This is a genomic window from Endozoicomonas sp. ISHI1 (assembly GCF_024606225.1).
Classification (GTDB): Bacteria; Pseudomonadota; Gammaproteobacteria; order Pseudomonadales; family Endozoicomonadaceae; genus Endozoicomonas_A.
The window spans coordinates 1-8,222 of record NZ_JAGRPU010000083.1 but is presented as its reverse complement, the minus strand read 5'-3'; the positions used below and the strand labels follow the sequence as shown (position 1 = coordinate 8,222).

The window sequence follows — 8,222 nt, the reverse complement described above, 5'->3', positions numbered from 1 at the left end:
TGAGACACCGACGAGCGTCAGTGCTGGCAGGGAGGTTACTCTATATGAAAAAAATAAACCTTCATTCCTCCATTTGCCCGACTTAACACAGTCCATGATTATTCGCTGTTTGAGCTTTCGGGAGATTACCGCTTTGGCAAAGGTGTGCAAACATCTACACGAGCTTGTAAAAAAAGATAAAGCTCTGGAAAGAGCGTGGTTTCGACGGTTCCCTGCACCACACCAATATCAACTAAAGACCCTCTTCACGGCAAAAGATGATCAACAACTCCGTGATTGGCTGAAGCCGATTGTGAATAAGGACGCTGTCGAGTCACTCGTAAAACAACGAAATAATGCTTACTTTCCTGCTCTGCTCCTTTTCACCAACAGTCAACGGATGTCTCAATGTGGACAGTTTGAGTTAGTGGAAAAAGCCAAAATGTCCCAGAGGTACTCGATCATGGACGCCAAATTCAGCCCCGATAACCGCCATGTAATGACCGTTGCGGATAATGAAGCGAAAATCCATAGTCAGAAGGCCGGTGGATCATGGGAAGAAAAAACCACTATTTGCCATAACAGATACATCAGATCAGCCAACTTCAGTCCCGATAGCCGTCATCTGGTGACTGCCACTCCTCATGGCAAAGCGAAAATCTGTGATCTGGGGGACGATGGATCATGGGAAGAAAAAATCACCATTTCTGATATCACTTCGCTCAGGTCGGTCAATTTCACTTCTGATGGCCGCCATGTGGTGACCGCCAGTGGTGACGATGCGACGGTGAAAATCTATGGCCACGAGACCGGTGGACTATGGGAAGAAAAAACCACCATTCAGCATAATTATACGGTTGTGTTTGCTAGCTTAAACTCCGATGGTCATCATCTGTTGGTCGCCGATCAAGAACACACTGTGACCATTTACGTTCAGGACGACGATGGAACGTGGACAGTAAAAGACACCTTTACCCATGAAGATACTATCCATTGTGCCACCTTCAGCACCGATGGTCGCTACCTGGTAACCACCAGTAGTGATCGTAAGGCAAAAATCCGTGGTCTGCAGACCGATGGATCATGGAAAAAAATAACCACCATTGCTCATGGTAAAGCAGTCTTATCAGCCGAATTCAGCAGTGATGGCCGCCATTTGATGACCGCCAGTAGAAGTGGCACGGTGAAAATCTATGTCCATAAGGCACCTGGATCATGGGTAAAAGAAACCATCATTAGGCACGATGGGGAAGGGGAACTCAGCTCAGCCCATTTCAGTGCCAGTGGCCGCCATGTGGCCGCCTGTATTCATAACACGGCGTACATTTATAGCCAGAAGGCCCCAGGATTATGGGTAAAAAAAGCCACCATTGCCCACAAAGAGGTGATCCGGTCAGCCACCTTCAGTCCTGATGAATGCCTTGTGGTGACTGCCAGTTACGATAAAACGGCAAAAATTTATGGTTTGGGAACCAATGGATCATGGCTGGAAAAGGCCATCATTTCCCGCAAGAACTTTCTCACCTCAGTCACCTTCAGTGCCGATAGCCGACACGTGTTGACCGCCGGTTTTGAGTGTAAGGCGAGAATCACTGAACTAGGAAGGGAAGAAACAATTGATGATCGGATGAGCATAAAACCCGCTATAGGCGGAGAACCATCAGAAGCACTTTTTGCAGAAATGAATGCGCAAAGCGAGTAATCATTCTTTTGTACAATCTGCCCCTGAAACGACCCGTAATTAAGCGTGTTTTTGATGATAACCGATTTAAAAACAACCTTATATTGAGAACCTGATGGCAACTTTTGCAGTGGGATGTCAATGAAAAAGTTTATTCCTGTTATTTTTCCGGATCAGGACTTTTTTTTTCTTTGTTTGACTGACCGCAAATTTATGAACTTTTTTTCTGAAATCGGTTCTAAGCTTTCAATCCATTTTAAATGCTCTTTCTAACAGGCATAAATACTGACTATTGAGTTTTGAAGGAACAGACATGCACTCTTGTAACAGCAATGGCAGCATTGACACTTCACTCCCGCCAACACCTAAGCGACCTCGATTGGAGGATGAGACACCGACGAGCGTCAGTGCTGGCAGGGAGGTTACTCTATATGAAAAAAATAAACCTTCATTCCTCCATTTGCCCGACTTAACACAGTCCATGATTATTCGCTGTTTGAGCTTTCGGGAGATTGCCGCTTTAGCAAAGGTGTGCAAACATCTACACGAGCTTGTAAAAAAAGATAAAGCTCTGGAAAGAGCGTGGTATCGTCGTTTTCCTTCAACACATCAGTATCAACTAAAGATCATCTTTACAACAAAAGATGATCAACAACTCAGTGATTGGTTGAAACCGTTTGCCAATGCGGGCACTGTCGAGTCACTGGTAAAAAAACGAAATAATGTTTTTTTTCCTGCTCTGTCCCTTTTCACCAAAAGTAAACTGATGTCTCAATGTAAAAGATTCAAGTTAGAGACAAAAGCCGAAATAACCCATCCTGCCTCTATCCGGAAAGCCATCTTAAGCTTCGATAGCCGATACTTGATGACCGCCAGTTTGGATAATACGGTGAAAATCTGTGGAGAGAAGACCGATGGATCATGGAATGAGAAAGCCAGTATCAACCATCATGGTCGCATCTTATCGGCCAGCCTCAGTTACGATGGCCGTCATTTGTTGATTGCCGGTGGAAATAATCTTGAGACGGCAATAATCTACGGCCAGAAGGACGATGGATCATGGAAAGAAAAAACCATCATTATCCATGCTGGATTAGTTAATTCAGCCACCTTCAGTGCTGATGGCCGCACTGTGCTGACCGCCAGTCTCGATAGTAGGATAAAAATCTATGGCCTGCAGACCAATGGATCATGGGAAGAAAAAGCCACTATTAATCACAATGCTCAGATCTGGTTCGCCAGCCTGAGCCCCAATGGTCGTCGTGTGGTGGTTGCCGATATAGGTCACACCATAAAAATCTACGGCCAGAAGGACAATGGGTTATGGGAAGCAGAAGCCGCCATTAACCATGGAAGTCTGGTCAAGTTGGCCTGCTTTAGCGCCGATAGCCGTCATGTGGTGGTCGTCGGTAGAAATTACACTCTGAAAATCTATAGTCAGGATGACAGTGATTCATGGGTAGTAAAAGCCACCATTACCCACAATAATCATGTCAGATCAGCCAGCTTCAGCGCCGACTGCCGTCATCTGGTAACCATGAGTGTTGATGGGGCAGCGAAAATATGTGACCTTCAGGAGGATGGATCATGGCAAGAAATAGTCACCATTTCCCATGATCATTTGCTCCACTCCGCCAAATTCAGCGTCGATGGCCGCCATGTGGTGACCGCCAGTGAAGATAACACGGCAAAAATCTATGGCTGGGAGGATGGTGGATCATGGGAAAAAAAAACCATCATTCAACACAATGGGGCGGTCATCTCAGCCGCCTTTAGCGCCGATGGCTGCCATTTGGTGAGCGCCAGTCATGATAAAACGGCGAAAATCTATACCAGGAAGGGCGATGGATCATGGGTAAAAAAGGCCACCGTCGCCCACCAGGATCAGCTCATATCTGCTATCTTCAGTCCCGATGGTAGCCTTGTGGTGACCGCCAGCAGAGATCACACGGCAAAAATTTATGGTCTGTGGATTGATGGATCATGGGTAGAAAAAACCACCATTCAACACGAGAGTGCAGTCACCTCAGCCACCTTCAATGCCGATGGCCGATATGTGTTGACCATCAGCGAAGATAACAAAGCGAGAATTACTGAACTAATAAAGGGAAGAACGGTTGATGATCGGATGAGCATAAAACCCGCTAAAGGCGGGGAACCATCAGAAGCGCTTTTTTCAGAAATGAACGTGTAAAGCGAGTAATCATTTTTTGTACAATCTGTCTCTAAAACGACCGGCAATTAAGCGTGTTTTTGATGATAACCGATTTAAAAACAGCGTTATTTGCAGCGGGCTCTCAATGAAAAAGTGTCTTACTGTTATTTTCCCGGATCAGGGCCCTGCTTTTGCTTGGGTTCACTGAACTCAATGTTATGAACTTTCACTCTCAAACCGGGTCTAAGCCCTCAATCAATCTTAAATATTCTTTCTAACCGAGGATAAATACCGACCTTGGAGCTTTAAAGGAACAGGCATGTACTCTACTAGCAGCAATTCCACCATTGACGGTTCACTCACGCCAGAATCTGAGCAGCCCCGATTGGAGGAAACACCAACAGGTGTCAGTGCAGGCAGGGACGTTATTGTAAATGACAAAAATGAACCTTCATTCCTCAATTTGCCCGACTTAACACAGTCCATGATTATGCGCTATTTGGGTTTTCGGGAGATTGCCGCCTTGGCAAAGGTATGCAAATATCTTCACGGTCTTGTTAAAAAAGATAAAGCTCTGGAAAGAGCATGGTATCGTCGGTTTCCTTCAACACACCAATATCAATTGAAGACCATCTTTACTTCGAAAGATGATCAACAACTCCGTGATTGGTTGAGTCCGTTTGCGAATTCGGGCACTGTCGAGTCATTCGTAAAAAAACGAGATAACGCTTATTTTCCTGCCCTGATTCTTTTCACCAAAAGTAAACTGATGTCTCAATGTGAAACATTGAGCTTAGAGACAAAAACCGAAATTACCCATCTTAAAGGTATCTACATAGCCACCTTAAGTGCCGATAGCTGTCACCTGGTGACCGTCAGTCGCGATAAAACGGTGAACATCTGTGACCAGGAGGCCGATGGGTCATGGAAAGTAAAAGCCACTATTAATAATAATGCTTTGGTCCAGTCAGCCAGCTTCAGCTCCGATGGCCATAGTTTATTGATCGCCGGTGGCGATAGCATTAAGACTACAAAAATCTATGGCCAGAAGGACGATGGATCATGGAAAGTAAAAACCACCATAGCCCATGATGAAATGGTTAAATCGGCTACTTTCACTGCTGATGGCCGCTTATCAGTGACCGCCGCTTCGGGGATATTGAAAATTTATGGCCAGGAGACCGATGGATCATGGGAAAAAAAAGCCACGATTAAACATAATGCTCTGATCAGGTATGCCAGTTTGAGCCCCGATGGCCGTCATGCGCTGATCTTCAGTTTTGGCAAGACTGCAAAAATCTATAGTGAGGAGGAAGACGGATCTTGGGAAGTTAAAGCTAACATTACCCATGAGGGTGGGATCCTCTCAGCTACCTTCGATGCTAACAGTCATCATCTGGTAACCACTAGTGAAGATCGTAAGGCGAAAATTTATAACCTGCAAGACGATGGTTCATGGCAAAAGGCAGCCGTAATTTCTCATCGTGATTTTGTCTACTCAGCCAACTTCAGCCTCGATGGCAGCCATGTGGTGACCGAAAGTGAGGATGGCACGGCAAAAATCTATAGTCTCCAAGACAGTGGATCATGGTTAATAAAAGCTGCTATTCCACACGAGGTGGCGATCACCTCGGCCAACTTCAGCGCCAATGCTCGCCATGTGGTGACTGCCAGTCATGATGGAACGGCAAACATCTATGGCCGCAATGGCGAGGGATTATGGGTAAAAAAGAAAACCATTGTTCACAATGATCGCGTCCATTCAGCCACCTTCAGTCCCGATGGTTGCCTTGTTGTGACCGCCAGTTACGACAAAACGGCAAAAATTGTTGGTCTGGTGGCTAATGGATCATGGGTAGAAAAAGCCACCATTCAACACAATAGTGCAGTCGTCTTAGCCACCTTCAGCGCCGATGGTCGGTATGCTTTGACCGTCAGTGCAGATATGAAGGTGAGAATCACTGAACTAAGAAAGGGAGGAACAATGGATGATCGAATGAGCATAAAACCCTCTAAAAGCAGGGAACCATTAGAAGCACTTTTGCAGAAATGAACGTGCGAAGCGTTTTCCCGGATCAGGGCGCTGTTTTTGCTGAGTTTCACTGACTTCAATGTTTTGAACTTTCACTCTGAAATCGGTTCTAAGCTTTCAATCCATTTAAATGTCCTTTCTAACCGAGGATAAATACTAACTTTTAAGGCACAGACATGCATTTCACGAACAGCCATTCCAGCATTGACGCTTCACTCTCGTCAACCTTGAAGCAAACTCGACTGAAGGAAACACCAAGAGGTGTCAGTGTGAGCAGGGAGGTGACTGTACAAAACAGCATTGAACCTGCATTCTTCCATTTACCCGTAGAGATTCATTCCAAAATCATTCGCTGCCTGGATTTTCGAGGGGTTACCCGTTTAGCAAAGGTATGCAAATATCTTCACACTCTTGTAAAACAGGACAGGGCTGTGGAAAGCGCATGGTTTCGACGGTTCCCTGAACCACACCAATATCAACTCAAGACCCTCATTACGGCAAAAGATGATCAACAACTCTGTGATTGGTTGAAGCCGATTGTGAATAAGGAGGCTGTCGAGTCACTCGTAAAACAACGAAATAATGCTTACTTTACCGCTCTGCTCCTTTTCACCAACAGTCAACGGATGTCTCAATGTGAACAGTTTGAGTTAGTGGAAAAAGCCAAAATATCCCAGAAGTACCACATCAAGGGCGGCAATTTCAGCCCCGATAGCCGCCATGTAATGACCGTTGCGGATAATGTAGCGAAAATCCATAGTCAGAAGGCCGGTGGATCATGGGAAGAGAAAAACACTATTTGCCATAAAAGATTCATCAAATCAGCCAACTTCAGTCCCGATAGCCGTCATCTGGTGACTGCCTCTCCTTATGGCAAAGCGAAAATCTGTGATCTGGGGGACGATGGATCATGGGAAGAAAAAATCACCATTTCTGATAACACTACGCTCCGGTCGGTCAATTTCACTTCTGATAGCCGCCATGTGGTGACCGCCAATTGTGGTGATGCGACGGTGAGAATCTATGGACTGGAGACCGGTGGACTATGGGAAGAAAAAACCACCATTCAGCATAATTTTCCGGTTGTGTTTGCCAGCTTAAACTCCGATGGTCATCATCTGTTGGTCGCCGATCGAAAGCACACTGCCGCCATTTACGTTCAGGACGACGATGGAACGTGGACAGTAAAAGACACCTTTACCCATGGGGATACTATCTATTGTGCCACCTTCAGCACCGATGGTCGCTACCTGGTAACAAGCAGTAGTGATGGTAAGGCAAAAATCCGTGGTCTGCAGACCGATGGATCATGGAAAAAAATAACCACCATTTCCCATGGTAAAACAAACGTATTCGCCGAATTCAGCAGCGATGGCCGCCATTTGTTGACCTTCAGTACAGATGGCACGGTGAAGATCTATGGCCATAAGGCACCTGGATCATGGGTAAAAGAAGCCATTATTTGGCACGATGGGGAACTCAACTCAGCCCGGTTCAGCGCCAGTGGCCGTCATGTGGCCGCCTGTATTGCTAACACGGCGTACATTTATAGCCATGAGGCCCCCGGATTATGGGTAAAAACAGCCACCATTGCCCACGAAGATGCGATCTGGTCAGCTACCTTCAGTCCTGATGAATGCCTTGTGGTGACTGCCAGTGATGATAAAACGGCAAAAATTTATGGTTTGGGAGCCAATGGGTCATGGCTGGAAAAGGCCATCATTTCCCACAAGAATTGGATCACCTCAGCCTCCTTCAGTGCCGATAGCCGACACGTGTTGACCGCCGGTTTTGATTGTGAGGCGACAATCACTGAACTAGGTTGGAAAGATTGACGATCTAGTGGAACCAGGCATGAACCCTCGAAACAACAATGACAGCAATGTCGGTTCACTCTCTTCAACATCCGGGCGGCCTCAATGGTAGTAACCCTATCGATGTGTATGATGGCTTTGTCACTCCAGGTTTCACATATACAGCTCTCTGCTCAACAGTCGTCATCACAACCCGCATTCGACGATTCAGGTGAACCTCATCCGGGCCAGGTAATCGCCCTGCTGTAGCTCTGTCATCGTCCCTGAGTTCATCGCTCTTCTCAAACCGGTTTTTACGACAGTCATCAGGTATAAAACATCGGCGTTTCAGTAAAATTTCTGCATATTTGAAATGGATGGGAGAATCCATGAACCACTCTGTTTTGATTCCTTGCTCCTTATTCTCTGGTCTATCCTCACTGCTCCTACCCATAAAAAAGCAAAGGATAGAACCATTAAAAGTCTACTTTTGCACGTATTGATCGTTGTGCCATTCGTCTGCACGGTTGAATCACAGACCTACCGTTTTATCGTTGAGGTTAACCAGAATGGGGCTTCTAC

General features: G+C 45.9%; 4 protein-coding genes. All 4 read left to right on the top strand.

Annotated elements, in window-relative coordinates:
* Positions 1 to 1,681: F-box/WD40 repeat-containing protein (locus tag KBW69_RS22910; protein WP_257282426.1), on the top strand; the 1,681-nt coding region annotated here is incomplete at its 5' end.
* Between the two features lie 292 nt (positions 1,682 to 1,973).
* Positions 1,974 to 3,854 (top strand): F-box/WD40 repeat-containing protein, encoded by a 1,881-nt coding sequence (locus KBW69_RS22905; RefSeq protein WP_257282425.1) that lies wholly within the window; start codon positions 1,974 to 1,976, stop codon positions 3,852 to 3,854.
* Between the two features lie 280 nt (positions 3,855 to 4,134).
* Positions 4,135 to 5,868 (top strand): F-box/WD40 repeat-containing protein, encoded by a 1,734-nt coding sequence (locus KBW69_RS22900; RefSeq protein WP_257282424.1) that lies wholly within the window; start codon positions 4,135 to 4,137, stop codon positions 5,866 to 5,868.
* A gap of 155 nt (positions 5,869 to 6,023) precedes the next feature.
* Complete coding sequence (locus KBW69_RS22895) at positions 6,024 to 7,682, top strand: F-box/WD40 repeat-containing protein (protein WP_257282423.1); 1,659 nt, start codon at positions 6,024 to 6,026, stop codon at positions 7,680 to 7,682.
* Positions 7,683 to 8,222: the final 540 nt, after the last annotated feature.

What these genes read in the sequence shown, in the direction of transcription:
- KBW69_RS22905 (WP_257282425.1), top strand. Translation starts at nt 1,974, where the DNA reads ATGCACTCTTGTAACAGCAATGGCAGCATTGACACTTCACTCCCGCCA.
- KBW69_RS22900 (WP_257282424.1), top strand. Translation starts at nt 4,135, where the DNA reads ATGTACTCTACTAGCAGCAATTCCACCATTGACGGTTCACTCACGCCA.
- KBW69_RS22895 (WP_257282423.1), top strand. Translation starts at nt 6,024, where the DNA reads ATGCATTTCACGAACAGCCATTCCAGCATTGACGCTTCACTCTCGTCA.